Annotated in this window: 16 protein-coding genes; 9 read left to right on the top strand and 7 right to left on the bottom strand. The window is 64.0% G+C overall.

Annotated features, from left to right (window positions below; all coding sequences use genetic code 11):
* Positions 1-105: 105 nt before the first annotated feature.
* On the bottom strand, positions 106-645 hold the full coding sequence (locus X727_RS144425) for a protease inhibitor Inh/omp19 family protein (RefSeq protein ID WP_023687689.1): 540 nt from the start codon (positions 643-645) through the stop codon (positions 106-108).
* A gap of 430 nt (positions 646-1,075) precedes the next feature.
* Here X727_RS144425 and X727_RS144420 point away from each other — a divergent pair, with 430 nt between their 5' ends.
* The 8 genes from X727_RS144420 to X727_RS144385 all read left to right on the top strand — a co-directional run bounded on the left by X727_RS144420 (position 1,076) and on the right by X727_RS144385 (position 8,204).
* Positions 1,076-1,642 carry a hypothetical protein gene (locus tag X727_RS144420; RefSeq protein WP_023834695.1) on the top strand — a complete coding sequence of 189 codons (567 nt, stop codon included), beginning with the start codon at positions 1,076-1,078 and terminating at the stop codon, positions 1,640-1,642.
* Between the two features lie 100 nt (positions 1,643-1,742).
* A complete protein-coding gene (locus X727_RS1000000166770) occupies positions 1,743-1,904 on the top strand; it encodes a DUF1328 family protein (RefSeq protein ID WP_023683859.1) in 162 nt (53 codons plus the stop codon).
* 72 nt (positions 1,905-1,976) lie between these two features.
* Positions 1,977-2,861, top strand: a complete 885-nt coding sequence (dapF, locus tag X727_RS144410; protein ID WP_023834696.1) for a diaminopimelate epimerase — start codon at positions 1,977-1,979, stop codon at positions 2,859-2,861.
* Positions 2,861-4,180 (top strand): tRNA (N(6)-L-threonylcarbamoyladenosine(37)-C(2))-methylthiotransferase MtaB, encoded by a 1,320-nt coding sequence (mtaB, locus tag X727_RS144405; protein ID WP_031204470.1) that lies wholly within the window; start codon positions 2,861-2,863, stop codon positions 4,178-4,180. The genes dapF and mtaB overlap by 1 nt, the downstream gene beginning before the upstream one ends.
* Positions 4,181-4,192: 12 nt before the next feature.
* The gene (ftsY, locus tag X727_RS144400) at positions 4,193-6,175 is read left to right on the top strand and encodes a signal recognition particle-docking protein FtsY (RefSeq protein WP_023834698.1); all 1,983 of its coding nucleotides are present in this window, start codon (positions 4,193-4,195) and stop codon (positions 6,173-6,175) included.
* Positions 6,176-6,236: 61 nt separating this feature from the next.
* The gene (locus tag X727_RS144395) at positions 6,237-6,908 is read left to right on the top strand and encodes a septation protein A (RefSeq protein WP_023745428.1); all 672 of its coding nucleotides are present in this window, start codon (positions 6,237-6,239) and stop codon (positions 6,906-6,908) included.
* Positions 6,909-6,975: 67 nt separating this feature from the next.
* A complete protein-coding gene (locus X727_RS144390; RefSeq protein ID WP_023834699.1) occupies positions 6,976-7,596 on the top strand; it encodes a pyridoxamine 5'-phosphate oxidase family protein in 621 nt (206 codons plus the stop codon).
* A 59-nt stretch (positions 7,597-7,655) separates the two neighbouring features.
* Positions 7,656-8,204, top strand: a complete 549-nt coding sequence (locus tag X727_RS144385) for an NADPH-dependent FMN reductase (RefSeq protein ID WP_023834700.1) — start codon at positions 7,656-7,658, stop codon at positions 8,202-8,204.
* 83 nt (positions 8,205-8,287) lie between these two features.
* On the opposite strand, the gene X727_RS144380 is transcribed toward X727_RS144385, so the two are convergent.
* Both X727_RS144380 and X727_RS144375 read right to left on the bottom strand, forming a co-directional pair.
* Positions 8,288-8,494, bottom strand: coding sequence for a 4-oxalocrotonate tautomerase family protein (locus X727_RS144380; protein WP_023683852.1), 207 nt, complete (start codon positions 8,492-8,494; stop codon positions 8,288-8,290).
* 162 nt (positions 8,495-8,656) lie between these two features.
* Positions 8,657-9,577, bottom strand: coding sequence for an SMP-30/gluconolactonase/LRE family protein (locus X727_RS144375; protein WP_023671738.1), 921 nt, complete (start codon positions 9,575-9,577; stop codon positions 8,657-8,659).
* A gap of 285 nt (positions 9,578-9,862) precedes the next feature.
* On the opposite strand from X727_RS144375, the gene X727_RS1000000168590 reads away from it, so the two are divergent.
* Complete coding sequence (locus X727_RS1000000168590; RefSeq protein ID WP_023742107.1) at positions 9,863-10,030, top strand: hypothetical protein; 168 nt, start codon at positions 9,863-9,865, stop codon at positions 10,028-10,030.
* A gap of 179 nt (positions 10,031-10,209) precedes the next feature.
* Here the strand turns inward: X727_RS1000000168590 and X727_RS144370 are convergent, their stop codons facing one another.
* The 4 genes from X727_RS144370 to ccmA all read right to left on the bottom strand — a co-directional run bounded on the left by X727_RS144370 (position 10,210) and on the right by ccmA (position 12,614).
* Entirely contained in the window at positions 10,210-10,791 is a 582-nt protein-coding gene (locus X727_RS144370; RefSeq protein WP_023834701.1) for a DsbE family thiol:disulfide interchange protein, read from the bottom strand.
* Positions 10,788-10,991, bottom strand: coding sequence for a heme exporter protein CcmD (gene ccmD / locus X727_RS144365; protein WP_023834702.1), 204 nt, complete (start codon positions 10,989-10,991; stop codon positions 10,788-10,790). Before ccmD ends, X727_RS144370 begins: the two co-directional genes overlap by 4 nt.
* Before the next feature lie 122 nt (positions 10,992-11,113).
* On the bottom strand, positions 11,114-11,779 hold the full coding sequence (ccmB, locus tag X727_RS144360; RefSeq protein ID WP_023828742.1) for a heme exporter protein CcmB: 666 nt from the start codon (positions 11,777-11,779) through the stop codon (positions 11,114-11,116).
* Positions 11,780-12,008: 229 nt separating this feature from the next.
* A complete protein-coding gene (ccmA, locus tag X727_RS144355) occupies positions 12,009-12,614 on the bottom strand; it encodes a heme ABC exporter ATP-binding protein CcmA (protein ID WP_023834703.1) in 606 nt (201 codons plus the stop codon).
* Positions 12,615-12,838: the final 224 nt, after the last annotated feature.

Consider the following 12,838-nt stretch of genomic DNA (forward strand, 5'->3'; position numbering starts at 1 on the left):
TGGCTCCCGAGAACCGGAGCGGAGCGTACTTAAGTACGTGAGCACCGGAAGCGCAGGAAGCCGCCGTTCGCAGGCCGGCCTCACCTGAATATCAGCATACCCTGCCTACCTTGTAAGCGATATCGGCAAGCCGTTGGTAGTCTGGCCGTCGAATTTCGAACCGCCCGAGGAATAGAGCCGCGCCAGCGTGCCGCCATTCTCGTCATAGAGCGTCAGCTGCTTGCCGGCGACGTTCCACGATTTGATGCCGTCGATGGGCGGCGGGCAATGCAGCGGCCCGGCGCGGAAGCCGGCGCCGAATTTGGTCTGCGGCGTCGCCACCTTGCAGCTCTGTCCGGACACGCTGGCGTTCCAGACGCCGGCAACGCTCGCAGCGGTAAGGTCGGAGGCTCCGGCCGGCGCCGATCCGTCCGGCGGCAGCGAGGCGACCTGCGCACCTGCCGGCGCGGTCGGGAATTGCGATGGGTCGGTGGTGCCCGGCGCTGCCGGGGGCGGCAGTTGGCTTCCGCTCACCGTGCCGGCGGGCGCGGGCTGCAGCGGGGCGGGCTGCTGGTCATCCATCGATGAAAAACGCGAGGTCGAACAGCCGCTCGCAACGAGCGCTGCCAGCGATACGGCCATCAGCCCGCTTCTCGAAAAAATCATTCCAACCTCCGTCGGATCCGGCTGGGGGGAAGCCGTCCGCACAATCGCACCCCTCACCAAGATGGAGAAGGTGGCGAAATTTCAACCCGATATGGTTAAAATAGGGTTTGCACCACGAATTGTTGTAAATTTGTCGCAAAAGGGCTGGCGGACGAAAGGCATGTCTTCGCTCTAGCGCGGTTCCAACCGGTACATCGGTTGCGAAAGCGGCACCGGAGCCCGCGGCAGGTCGGCGCATCGGCGGTCGAGCGCAAATGCCGGCGCAAAACTGACTGAAGCGCTTGAGGCGCAAGGCCTGGGTGAGCGGTTTCGCGCCTTCCGTCCGGGCGAGCTTTGGGACGTTCCCGAGATCGAGCGCGGCTGAAGTCTGCATCTGGCCGTTTACGGCACTGCCATTTTAGCCGATGGTCTATCGCAACAGGGGGAACAGATGAAATCAATCTTGGCAGTTTTGATCGCGCTGGTAATTTCGACGCCGGCCGCTTTCGCGGGTGAAATCACCGATCGCGCCGCTGAAGCCGAAAAGGCACTGCAGGCGGGTGATGGTGCCGGCGCGCTGGACAAATTCCGCAGCGCCGAGGACGCTCTGTGGCAAGCGATGCCGCTTGGCGTGCAAAATGTGAAGCACATCATGTCGGCCAGCGGGTTCGGGGCCTACGCCGAGCGCCCGAACCATGTCTACAAGCCGGGCGAAGAGATTGTGCTTTATATGGAGCCGGTCGGTTACGGCTACGGCTCGGATGGGCTCGGCAACAACCAGATCGCGCTTTACGTTGACCTTACCGTGCTTTCCCAGTCGGGCGAGAAGCTGGGAACCGTCGAAAAGCTTGGCCGGGTCCAGCTCGCCTCGCGCTCGCATAACCGAGAGATGTTCTTCAAATTAAACGTCTCCCTGGATGGCGTTCCCCCCGGCAAATACCGAGCGGATTTCCTCATGCATGATGAGAACTCGCAAAAGACGGCGCCTTTCGCGACCGACTTCGAGATTGCCGAATAGCGCGCCCAGTCGGAGAGAGCCTCGCGGCAAGAGGGAACCAGAGCGCGGCAGATGCGTTCTTAAGCCGGCTGCAGGCCAGTCAATTTGCGAGGCATTGTCCATGATCAAATGGATCATCATTCTTCTCATCGTTGCTGCCGCCGCCAGCCTGCTCGGCATGCCGGCGCTGGCCGGTGCCGCCGCCACCGGCGCGCGCGTGCTGATCGGCATCGTTCTCGTCATCTTCCTGCTGATTGTGCTCGGCGTTTTCGCGGTAACCTAGACGCAGCCCACACTGGTAATTCCCGCCCGTTTCCGCCATATAGCGGCGAAACGGTCAGGATTACCTCAGATCATGGCAGGCAGTGCCCCCTTCGCCAAGATGAACGGCACCGGCAACGAAATCATCGTCGCCGACATGCGTGGCCGTGCCGATAGGGTCACGGCGGCGTCGGCTGTCGCGCTGAACGCCGATGCGGCGACCAGGTTCGACCAGATCATGGCGATCCACGATTCGCGCACGCCGGGCACCGCCTTTTACATCGACATCTTGAATTCCGACGGCTCGGGCGCGCAGGCCTGCGGCAACGGCATGCGCTGTGTCGTGCAGGCGCTGGCCGCCGAAACCGGCCAGAAGACTTTCACCTTCGAGACCCGCGCCGGCATCCTCAACGCCGTCGAACATGCCGACGGCACCATCTCGGTCGACATGGGCACGCCTCGCTTTGGCTGGCAGGACATTCCGCTGGCCGAGGAATTCCGCGACACCCGCATGATCGAGTTGCAGATCGGCCCCATCGACGCGCCGGTGCTGCATTCGCCTTCGGCTCTCTCGATGGGCAACCCGCACGCCATCTTCTGGGTCGACAACGATGTCTGGTCCTATGAACTCGAGCGTTTCGGCCCGCTACTCGAAAACCATCCGATCTTCCCCGAGCGCGCCAACATCACCATCGCCCAGGTAACGTCGCCGGAGACGATGATCATCCGCACCTGGGAGCGCGGCGCCGGCCTGACCAGGGCTTGCGGCTCGGCCGCTTGCGCTTCCGTCGTCGCCGCTGCCCGCACCCGGCGCACCGGCCGCAGCGTTACGCTGATGACGCCCGGCGGCGGCTCGCTGCATGTGGAATGGCGCGACGACGACCACGTCATCCTGACCGGCGCTGCCGAATGGGAGTTTTCCGGCAATTTCGATCCGTCGACCGGCACCTGGGCCCGCGACACCGAAAGCGCGGCCTGATGTCTGCACTTGCCGATACCAAGGGCCCCAACTCCCAAGGCATAGACGTCGTCACCTTTGGCTGCCGTCTCAACACCTATGAATCCGAAGTGATGCGCCGCGAGGCCGAAAGCGCAGGTCTCGGCGCGCTCAAAGGCGGCGCCATTATCTTCAACACCTGCGCCGTCACCGCCGAAGCGGTGCGCCAGGCCAGGCAGTCGATCAGAAAGGCCCGCCGCGAAAATCCGGCGGCGCGCATCATCGTCACCGGCTGCGCCGCGCAAACCGAACCGCAGAATTTTGCCGCCATGGACGAGGTCGACCTCGTGCTTGGCAACGAAGAGAAGCTGAAGGCCAACTCCTACCGCGCGCTGCCGGATTTCGGCGTCAACGACAGCGAGAAGGCGCGCGTCAACGACATTTTCTCGGTGCGCGAGACCGCCGGCCACATGGTCGACGCCATTGAGGGCCGGGCACGTGCTTTCGTCCAGGTGCAGAACGGCTGCGACCATCGCTGCACCTTCTGCATCATCCCCTATGGCCGCGGCAACTCACGCTCGGTGCCGATGGGCGCGGTTGTCGAGCAGGTCAAGCGTCTCGCCGGCAACGGCTACGCCGAGATCGTGCTGACCGGCGTCGACATGACCTCTTTCGGCGCCGACCTGCCGGGCGCGCCGAAGCTGGGAAAGCTGGTGAAGACCATCCTGAAGCAGGTGCCTGATGTGAGGCGGCTGCGGCTGTCCTCCATCGATTCGATCGAGGCCGACGACGATCTGCTGGACGCCATCGCCACCGAGCCCAGGCTGATGCCGCATCTGCATCTGTCGCTGCAGTCGGGCGACGACATGATCTTGAAGCGCATGAAGCGCAGGCATTTGCGTGACCAGTCGATCCGCTTCTGCGAGGATGTGCGCAAGCTGCGCCCCGAAATCGTCTTCGGCGCCGACATCATCGCCGGCTTCCCGACCGAGACCGAGGAAATGTTTCAGAATTCGATAAAGATCGTCGAGGAATGTGGGCTGACGCACCTGCATGTCTTCCCGTTTTCGCCGCGCGAAGGCACGCCCGCCGCGCGCATGCCGCAGGTCCGCCGCGAATTGGTCAAGCAGCGCGCGGCCCAGCTGCGCGCCGCTGGTGAGGCTGCGTATCGCCGCCATCTGTCGTCGCTCCCGGGAACGCGCCAAACGATCCTTATCGAGCGCGACGGCCTCGGCCGTACCGAAGGGTTCACGCTTGCCGCGCTCGGCACAGGCGCGCCGGGCGAGATCGTCGAGGCAGACATCACCGGCCATGATGGGGCGCGCCTGATAGCCTCGCCCCTCACTGCCTGCGCCGCCTGAGACGATTGAAGCATGGCCGGTTTTTTCAAGAACATATTTTCGTTCGGCAAGAAGGAAGTCGTCGAGGAGCGCATCGACGAAACCGCTCCCCTGCCGCCGATCAAGTGGGATGCGCTTGAGGCGCTGAAGCCGGCGGCCGAGCAGGTCGTTCCGGAGTTCTTGAAGCGCGAGGAGCCCGAGCCGCCGACGCCCCACCCTCCCCTCGATGGGGAGGGTCGCCACGAAGTGGCGGGGAGGGGCGAGAGCGCCGACGCCGGCGCCACTCACCCCCACCCCCAAGCTTCGCTTGGGACCTCCCCCGTCGAGGGGGAGGTAAAGCCTGCGCCGCAGTCGGCGCCAGAAGAACCGAAGCCCGAACCCGCGCCGACCATCCCGCCCGCGCCGGAACCGGTCGTCCCATCCGAGCCGGAACCGTTGCCGGAGCCCGCGCCGGTAGAAGAACCGCAGCCTGAGCCGGAGATACCCGAGCCGCCTGCACCGGAAGAAGTTCCTGCGCCAGCCGTTCCGGAGCCGGCTCCCGAGCCGCAGCCCCAAGAAGTGCCGCCGGCGCCGGCCGAGCCGGAGATCGAACCATCGCGTCCGGAACCGCAGCTGGAGCCCGCTCCCGTCGAAGTGCCGACGCCTGCCGAGACTCCAGCAGAACCGGCCGCCCCGATCGAAGTGCCGCAACCGTCCGCGCCTCCCGCAGAGCCTACCTCAGAGGTCAGCGCCGCCCCTCATCCGCCTGCCGGCACCTTCTCCCCGTATAGCCACGGGGAGAAGGACGAGGCGCCCCACCCTCCCCTCGATGGGGAGGGTCGACGCGAAGCGGCGGGGTGGGGTGATGGCGCAGACGCCAGCGCAAATCACCCCCACCCCCAAGCTTCGCTTGGGACCTCCCCCATCAAGGGGGAGGTAAAGCGCACGTCGATTGAAGCTGTACCCGCGCCGGTCGAAGCCAAGACCATCGTTGCCGAGCTAGCGCCCGCGCCGGCCCCGCAACCTTCGCCACAGTCAAAACCAGCTCCCGGCAAAGTCACCGTCACCAAAAAGGTCGAGCAGAAAGCCGAGCCGCAAAAGGCGCCCGAACCGGCGCCGCGAGGTTCCTGGTTCCAGCGCATGCGCGACGGGCTTGCCCGCTCCTCGAAAGAACTCACCGGCAACATCGCCGGCGTCTTCACCAAGCGAAAGCTCGACGAAGAGACGCTACAGGACCTCGAAGACGTGCTGATCCGCGCCGATCTGGGCATGGAAACAGCCTTGCGCGTCACCGATGCCCTCGCTGCCAGCCGCTATGGCAAGGATGTCTCCGACGCGGATGTCCGCACCATCATGGCGGCCGAGGTGGAGAAGGTGCTGGCCCATGTCGCCATGCCGCTGGAGCTCGACCTGTCGCACAAGCCGCATGTCATTCTGGTGGTCGGCGTCAACGGCACCGGCAAGACCACGACCATCGGCAAGCTCGCCGCCAAACTGACCGATGGTGGCCTGTCGGTGATGCTGGCCGCCGGCGATACCTTTCGCGCTGCAGCCATCGAGCAACTGAAGATCTGGGGCGAGAGGACGAAGTCTCCGGTCATCGCCTCGAAGATCGGCGCGGATGCCGCCGGCCTCGCCTACGACGCTTTCGAACGCGCCAAGGAGGCCGGCTCCGACGTACTGATCATCGACACCGCCGGCCGGCTGCAAAACAAGACCGAACTGATGGCGGAGCTGGAAAAGATCGTGCGCGTGCTGGGCAAGCTCGATCCGGAAGCGCCGCATACCGTTCTGCAGACGGTCGACGCCACCACCGGCCAGAATGCGCTCAATCAGGTCGAGATCTTCCGCAATGTCGCCGGCGTCAACGGCCTGGTGATGACCAAGCTGGACGGCACGGCGCGCGGCGGTATTCTGGTCGCGATCGCGGCAAAGCACAAACTGCCGGTCTACTTTATCGGCGTCGGCGAACAGGTCGACGACCTCGAACCATTCTCGGCCGGCGAATTCGCCAGGGCGATCGCCGGCGTAGCGTAACAGGCAATGATCCCGAAGAGCTGACGGCTTTTTGGACAAGATCATGCGTCAGAAGGAAGTCATGAACTCACCCATCCTCGAACGCGACCCGTCCGACCCGCGAAAGAAGAAAGAAAGCGTCAATCCGCTGCTCAAGCTGGTGCTGGAACTCGGGCCGCTGATGGTGTTCTTCTTCGCCAATGCACGCGGCGCCTGGCTGGTGCAGAAATTTCCTGTCCTGGCCGAATTCGGCGGGCCGATCTTCGTCGCCACCGGCCTGTTCATGGCGGCGACGGCGATCGCGCTGATCGCCTCCTGGCTGCTGCTGCGCACCTTGCCGATCATGCCGATGGTCTCGGGCGTCGTCGTCTTCATCTTCGGCGCGCTGACGCTCTATCTGCAGGACGACGTGTTCATCAAGATGAAGCCGACCATCGTCAACACCCTGTTCGGCGGCGTGCTGCTCGGCGGTCTGTATTTCGGCCGATCGCTGCTCGGCTATGTCTTCGATTCGGCCTTTCGCCTCGATGCCGAAGGCTGGCGCAAGCTGACTTTCCGCTGGGGCCTGTTCTTCCTGTTCCTGGCTCTTGCCAATGAAGTGGTGTGGCGGAATTTTTCCACCGACTTCTGGGTTACCTTCAAGGTCTGGGGCATCATGCCGATCACCCTGTTGTTCACCTTCAGCCAGATGCCGCTGATCCTGCACCATTCGATCGAGGATAAGGCCGAGAAGGTGGAAGAAGCCGGCAAGTAGAGCAATTCCAGGAAAAGTGTGAAGCGGTTTTCCGTCCGGAATTGCGTCCGAATAAACGGAGACGGCCATGGAATTCGTTACCACGCGCGATGAACTGAGGGCGATCTACAAAACGCCGCGGCCGACCGACGCATCGATGCGCAAGGAGCTCAAGGCGCTTGACGGCCACTGCCGCTCCTTCATCGGCAAGAGCCCTTTCGTGCTGATCGGTTCTTCCGACGGCGCCGGCAATGCCGACGTGACGCCGAAAGGCGACAGACCGGGCTTTGCCCTTGTCCTCGACGACAGGACCATCGCCATTCCCGACCGGCCCGGCAACAACCGGCTGGACACGCTGGAAAACATCCTGCTCAACCCTTCGGTCGGGCTGCTTTTTCTCATCCCCGGCATGAACGAGACGCTGCGCATCAATGGCGACGCCCGCATAACCGTCGATGCCGGTTTGCGCGAGCGCCTCACCGTCGACGGCAAGCAACCGCAAAGCGTCGTCGTGGTGAGCGTCAAGGCCGCTTACATGCACTGCGCCAAGGCCTTCATGCGCTCCGAATTGTGGAAGCCGGACAGCTGGCACAACCGCGCGACATTGCCGACGCTGGGTCAGATCCTGTCCGATCAGATGGCGCATACCGAAACTGCCGATGATTTCGACCGCTCGCTGGACGAGGCCTACAGCAAGACCCTGTGGTAGATTTCGGGGTACGATTCGCCATTGCAGTCCTTTGCCGGTTTCCCTAGCCCTGTTTCCCCGTGATCGAACTCCTCGCCATCTCCGGCAGCCTGCGCGCCGCCTCGACCAATTCGGCGCTGCTGGCGGCGCTGTCCGCGAACGCGCCTTCGAATTGCCGCGTAACTGTGTATGACGGGCTCGGCCTGCTGCCGATCTTCAACCCGGATGACGAAGGCGAGCGCACACCGGCCGAGGCCATGCGGCTGATCGAGGCCGTCACCAGCGCCGATGGCATCATCGTCTCCTGCCCCGAATATGCCCATGGCGTGCCCGGCGGCATGAAAAACGCGCTCGACTGGCTGGTCTCGCGCGACGCCGCAGTCGGCAAGCCCGCCATGCTGGCCCACGCCTCCGCGCGCTCGCTCTATGCCCGCGCCGCGCTGGCCGAGATCATGCGCACCATGTCGTTCGCGCTTTGTGAGAATGCGGTTCTGGAGATTGCCTTGCTCGGCAAGAAACCGCCGGAGATAGAAGCGATCCTGGGAGAGGACGAGAACCTGCGGGCCATGCGCGAAGCGGTGCAGGTTTTCGCGAGCTTTATACGCGCAAACGTTGCCTCGTCATCCTAGGGCGGAGCAAGGAGCGAAGCGACGCGGCGCAGACCCTAGGATGACGAACGAAAGGGTGCGGCGCACCCCAACGTGCCGCAGTGCTACCCCTTCCGCAACGTCTCGACATCGGTCACACCGACATACCAGTCGCGCGCGTTGACCTCTTCGAACACCACCCAGACGTCGTCATTGCTAAGCCCGGTGGCGTCCATGATGGCCGCCGTGACCTTTTTGGCGATGTCGGCCTTCTTGCCAGCGGGATCAGCGGCGATCACTTCCTTGACGATGCGGATGTTGACGAATGGCATGATGTCCTCCCCTTGAATTGTATCTGATAGCGCCGCGCCGCGGCTTCGAAATCCGCTCCGGCGAACCGCTTGGCGGCGGTTCCGGCGGCCGCCGCGCAACAGGCGCCGCGGACATGCGCAGAAACGCCATCAAGGGCCGCCAGAGAAGCGTTTCCAGCAGCCTCAATACGTCTTCGCCCCGTTCACCATCAGCCGCACCATGTAGAGCGACGTCGTGCCGGCGATGTAGAGGCAGTTCAGCTTGTTGCCGCCGAACACGCAATTGGCGGTCACTTCCGGCACCTTGACCTTGCCGATCAGCGTGCCGTCGGGATCGTAGCAATGGATGCCGTCGGCGGCACTGGTCCAGATGCGGCCGGCCTCGTCGAGCCGGAAGCCGTCGAACAGGCCGGCCGTGCAGTCGGCGAACACCTTGCCGCCCGACACCTTCTTGCCGTGCTTGCCGACGTTGAAGACCCGCATATGCGCGGGGTTCTGCGCGCCATGCGTGCGGCCGGTGTCGACGACATAGAGCTGGCTTTCATCCAGCGAAAAGGCAAGCCCGTTCGGCCGGACCATGTCGGTGATCACGGCCTCGACCTCGCCCGTATCCGGATCGACCCGGTAGACATTGCAAGCGCCGATCTCGCTTTCGGCCTTGTCGCCCTCATAGTCGGTGTCGATGCCGTAGCTCGGATCGGTGAACCAGATCGAGCCGTCGGATTTCACGACCGCGTCATTGGGCGAATTCAGCCGCTTGCCTTTCCATTCGGCCGCGATGGTGGTGACGGAACCGTCATGCTCGGTGCGGCTGACGCGGCGGCCGGAATGCTCGCACGTCACCAGTCGGCCCTGGCGGTCGACGGTGTTGCCGTTGGAATTGCCGGAGGGCTGACGGAAGACGCTCACATTGCCGTCGGTCTCGTCATAGCGCAGCATGCGGTTGTTGGGGATGTCGGACCAGACGACATAGCGGCCGGCGGCGAACCAGGCCGGCCCTTCCGCCCACTGACATCCGGTAAACAGCTTTTCCACCTGGGCGTTGCCGTTGAACAGCCGCGCGAAACGCGGATCGAGAATTTCGTAATAGTCTGCGGTCGCCATGCATTTCCTCCGGGCATCACGTGACGCGCGGATCAAGCCAGCCTGCGGGCGCGATGGCAAGGTGGCGCAGGCGCAATTGTAAGACAAAAGGTGCCCGGCCGGCATGGCCCGCCAGCCTGTCCGGCCGTTTATGGTGCTGTTAGCGCTGTATTAACCCGCTATGCGCCCTGTGCAATGGTGCATTGCAACATCTTCTTTTTGCATCGCACCATTCCTATGTCATGGTGCGAACGACCAAGGGAGGAACAATTCACCGCTGATATGCGGTACGAAAGGACCCTTGCTATGGCTTTTGACAACCTCTTCTCCCGCGCGCGCACCTCGATGGCCAAGCGCCGCCACTACAACCGCCTCGTCGCGGAAATCGAAAACCTGACGAGCCGCGATCTGGCCGACCTGCGCGCCGACCGCTCGGAAATGCTCTACCAGGTTCACAAGCAGATCTACGGCTGAGCTTTCAGACGGCAGCGGGGCACGACCCCCACCCGGATTGCCAAACCGAATTGCATGAGCAATTCGGGCAATCCGACCTCTCCCCGAGGGGAGAGGAGCCAGCGCCGACGCCTTCCCTCTTCTCCCCTCGGGGAGAAGGTGGCCGCGCAGCGGCCGGATGAGGGGGCATGGCGCCAACGTCAGCCCGGTGCCGCGAGCGCCTTTTCAATCTGCGGCAACAGAACATCCCTCGCCGACTCCCCTGTCAGCGGCCCGACATGCTTGTAGGCAATCTTGCCGTCCTTGCCGATGACGAAGGTTTCCGGCACGCCGTAGACGCCCCAGTCGATGGCCGTGCGGCCGGCCTCGTCGACACCTATCGCCTGGAACGGATTGCCGAGATCACCAAGGAACCGGCGCGCGTTTTGCGCTTGGTCCTTGTAGTTTAGCGCGGCCATGACGAAGCGCTTGTCCTGCGACAGCGCCAAGAGCACCGGATGCTCTTCCCGGCACGGCGCGCACCACGATGCAAACACGTTGACCAGCGTTACCTTGCCGGCGAAGGCTTTTGAATCCAGCCCGGGCAGGTTTGACCCTTCCAGCGCCGGCAGGTTGGTCTGCGGCGCCGGCAGGCCGATCAGCGCCGACGGCACTGCCGCCTCATCGCGTCCCGACAAAAGCTGCGACAGGAACAATCCGGCGAGGCCGAGAAAAACCAGCAGCGGCATCAGCACGATCAGGCGGCGGCGCGGCGACGCCGGCGTTTCGCTTTCCGTGCTCATGGCTTGCTGGCCCCGGTGCCGGTCCCAGTGCTGGCCCCAGTACCGGCTTTGTCCGAGCGACGCCGCACGCCGGCCGCTTCGAGGTCTGCCAGTTCGCGCTTGCGGGTCCGCTGGTCGAGCAGGATCCAGCCGATCAGCCCGGCCAGCACGATCACCGTGATGCCATAGGCGGCCGCGACATAGAGTGCGTGTGCACTCATGCGCTTCGCTCCCCTTCCACCGTCACTTCGTCGTGCTCGATCATGGCCTTCCCATAGCTTTGCGGCTTTCTTAGCTTTGCGGCTGGGGCTTCGCAATTGATCGTCGCGCCGCAGCGGTCATATCAATCCGTTCCATGCCGCAGCGCCAGTGCTGCCGCCACCGGACCCAGCACGGCAAGAAACAGCGTCAGCGCGGCAAGAATGAGGAAGGGCTGCAGGAACGGATCAGGATCGGCCACCGCGCCGTAGCTCGCCGACACCCCGAAGATCAGCACCGGGATGGTCAGCGGCAGCACCAGCACCGAGATCAGCAGCCCGCCACGTGGCAGCGCCACCGCCACCGCCGCCCCGACCGCGCCGATGAAAGTGATCGCCGGCGTGCCGACCAGCAGCGTCAGCGCGGTGGCGCCGATGCTGAGCGGCTCCATGTTCATGAACAGGCTCAGCAGAGGTGCCGCAACCACCAGCGGCAGAACGCTGCCCGCCCAATGCGCCAGGCACTTCACCAGCACCGTCAGCGCCAGCATGTGGCGGTCATTGCCCAGCACCAGAAGATCGAGCGAACCGTCTTCGCGATCGGCCTGAAACAGCCGGTCGAGGCCGAGCAGGCAGGCGAGCAGAGCGCCGATCCAAAGGATCGCCGGACCGATGCGGGCGAGCAGCTTCAGGTCCGGTCCGACACCGAAGGGGATGGTGGCGATGACGGCGAGGAAGAAGATGACGCCGGTGAGCGCCCCGCCCCCGGCACGGATTGAGAGACGGACGTCGCGCAGGAAGAGGGCTAGCATTGCCAAGCCGCGCCTGCGGTTTGATCGCCATCTTGCCGAAGGTGGCGTTCCTTCACACCCCCCTCTGTCCTCCCGGACATCTCCCCCGCAAGGGGGGAGATTGGCAGTTCCGTTGCTGACGCCTCTTTTTCAATGCCGGTGATTGGCGAAAGCCGGCATGACATCTGATCTCCCCCCCTGCGGGGGAGATGCCCGGCAGGGCAGAGGGGGGTGGGCGGGAATGCCGACATCACCCTGTTGCTCCCATCCTCAATGCCTGTGCTCCATCCAATCCCAGTGGCAAATGCGTCGCCGCGACAATGATTCCGCCTTCTGCGCAATGCCTCGTCATCAGCCCCGCAAACCGCGCCTCCGAGGCCTTATCCAGCCCAGCCGTCGGCTCATCCAGCAGCCACAGCGGCTTATGACTGACCAGCAATTTCGCAATCGCCGCCCGCCGCCTTTGCCCGGTCGACAAATATCCGAAAGGCAGATGGCCGATGCCGCCGAGACCAACCGTCTCCAGCGCCTCTCCGACACCCAACTGCCCATCGCCGTTGAAATCGCGCCAGAAGCGCAGATTCTCCGCCACGCTGAGCGCCGTCTTCAGTGCATTGAGGTGGCCGAGATAGTGGACCGCCGAAGCGATCGTCGGAAACCTTTCGCCGCCCTCGATGCGCACATCGCCTTGCGCCTTCGGTAGCAGCCCGGCGATGACCCTGAGCAGCGTCGATTTGCCCGAGCCGTTCGGCCCGGTGACGACCAGCACCTGGCCCTTGTCGAGCGCAAAACCGATGCCGGAAAAGACCGTCTCGCCGCCGCGTTCGCCGCCCAGATTTTCGGCAATCAGCCGCATGCCTGCCCGTCCCGAAAACTTTACCGCGCGATAGCTGCCGCATCGCACAAATTTGCTCCGCAACTGTCTAGAACTATTCCAGAAAATTCTCTATATGCGGGACATCCGTGCCAGCGGTCGGCACGGGAACAGAATTTGCGCCGAACCAGCGCACGCGCCGCCTTGAACGGCTCGGGTTGGCTGGGAACGGACAGCGGAAATGGCCGTACCCGCACCTTTGCGCG

Source organism: Mesorhizobium sp. L103C105A0 (assembly GCF_000502215.1).
In the GTDB taxonomy this organism is placed as follows: Bacteria; Pseudomonadota; Alphaproteobacteria; order Rhizobiales; family Rhizobiaceae; genus Mesorhizobium.

What these genes read in the sequence shown, in the direction of transcription:
- X727_RS144425 (WP_023687689.1), bottom strand. Translation starts at nt 645, where the DNA reads ATGATTTTTTCGAGAAGCGGGCTGATGGCCGTATCGCTGGCAGCGCTC.
- X727_RS144420 (WP_023834695.1), top strand. Translation starts at nt 1,076, where the DNA reads ATGAAATCAATCTTGGCAGTTTTGATCGCGCTGGTAATTTCGACGCCG.
- X727_RS1000000166770 (WP_023683859.1), top strand. Translation starts at nt 1,743, where the DNA reads ATGATCAAATGGATCATCATTCTTCTCATCGTTGCTGCCGCCGCCAGC.
- dapF (WP_023834696.1), top strand. Translation starts at nt 1,977, where the DNA reads ATGGCAGGCAGTGCCCCCTTCGCCAAGATGAACGGCACCGGCAACGAA.
- mtaB (WP_031204470.1), top strand. Translation starts at nt 2,861, where the DNA reads ATGTCTGCACTTGCCGATACCAAGGGCCCCAACTCCCAAGGCATAGAC.
- ftsY (WP_023834698.1), top strand. Translation starts at nt 4,193, where the DNA reads ATGGCCGGTTTTTTCAAGAACATATTTTCGTTCGGCAAGAAGGAAGTC.
- X727_RS144395 (WP_023745428.1), top strand. Translation starts at nt 6,237, where the DNA reads ATGAACTCACCCATCCTCGAACGCGACCCGTCCGACCCGCGAAAGAAG.
- X727_RS144390 (WP_023834699.1), top strand. Translation starts at nt 6,976, where the DNA reads ATGGAATTCGTTACCACGCGCGATGAACTGAGGGCGATCTACAAAACG.
- X727_RS144380 (WP_023683852.1), bottom strand. Translation starts at nt 8,494, where the DNA reads ATGCCATTCGTCAACATCCGCATCGTCAAGGAAGTGATCGCCGCTGAT.
- X727_RS144375 (WP_023671738.1), bottom strand. Translation starts at nt 9,577, where the DNA reads ATGGCGACCGCAGACTATTACGAAATTCTCGATCCGCGTTTCGCGCGG.
- X727_RS1000000168590 (WP_023742107.1), top strand. Translation starts at nt 9,863, where the DNA reads ATGGCTTTTGACAACCTCTTCTCCCGCGCGCGCACCTCGATGGCCAAG.
- X727_RS144370 (WP_023834701.1), bottom strand. Translation starts at nt 10,791, where the DNA reads ATGAGCACGGAAAGCGAAACGCCGGCGTCGCCGCGCCGCCGCCTGATC.
- ccmD (WP_023834702.1), bottom strand. Translation starts at nt 10,991, where the DNA reads ATGAGTGCACACGCACTCTATGTCGCGGCCGCCTATGGCATCACGGTG.
- ccmB (WP_023828742.1), bottom strand. Translation starts at nt 11,779, where the DNA reads ATGCTAGCCCTCTTCCTGCGCGACGTCCGTCTCTCAATCCGTGCCGGG.
- ccmA (WP_023834703.1), bottom strand. Translation starts at nt 12,614, where the DNA reads ATGCGGCTGATTGCCGAAAATCTGGGCGGCGAACGCGGCGGCGAGACG.